This window comes from Caulobacter sp. 17J65-9 (genome assembly GCF_010975005.1).
Lineage (GTDB): Bacteria > Pseudomonadota > Alphaproteobacteria > Caulobacterales > Caulobacteraceae > 17J80-11.
Genome location: NZ_JAAIVC010000354.1, coordinates 1 through 587 on the forward strand (window position 1 = coordinate 1; position 587 = coordinate 587).

The 587-nt window shown below is 75.0% G+C and carries 1 protein-coding gene; it reads left to right on the forward strand.

Annotated features, from left to right (window positions below):
- Nucleotides 1–160: 160 nt before the first annotated feature.
- On the forward strand, nucleotides 161–587 hold a 427-nt coding region (locus G3573_RS21925; RefSeq protein ID WP_163263713.1), incomplete at its 3' end, for a response regulator.

Sequence of the window (587 nt, forward strand, 5' to 3'; positions counted from 1 at the left end):
GGCGCATGCTCTGCGACGGCGCGCCCGAGCCGGTCGCCGTCGCCGCGCCGGCCGCGCCCGCCTCGTCGACGCGCGAATACTACGGCCCGCCCGAGCTGGTCGACGCGCCGGAAACGGCGGTCTCGCCGGCCCCGTTGACCTCGGAAGCTCAGCCGTGATCATGCGCGCCATGTCCCGCTCTATCCTGGTCGTCGACGACGACCCGCACATCCGCCAGCTGCTCGGCTTCGCCCTCGCCAAGGCCGGGCTTGAGGTCCGCGAAGCGGCCGACGGCGAGGCGGCGCTGGCGGCGGTGGCGACCGACGCGCCCGACCTGGTGGTGCTCGACATCAACATGCCGCGCATGGACGGGCTTGAGGTGTGCCGGCGCCTGCGCGCCCAGGGCGAGCTGCCCATCCTGTTCCTGTCCTCGCGCGACGACGAGATCGACCGGGTGCTGGGCATCGAGCTCGGGGCCGACGATTACGTGGTCAAGCCGTTCAGCCCGCGCGAGGTGGTGGCCCGGGTGCAGGCCGTCCTGCGCCGCTCGGCCCCGCGCGAGGCCCCGGCGGAAGGCGCCCTGGCGCGCGGCCGCCTCAGCCTGGACC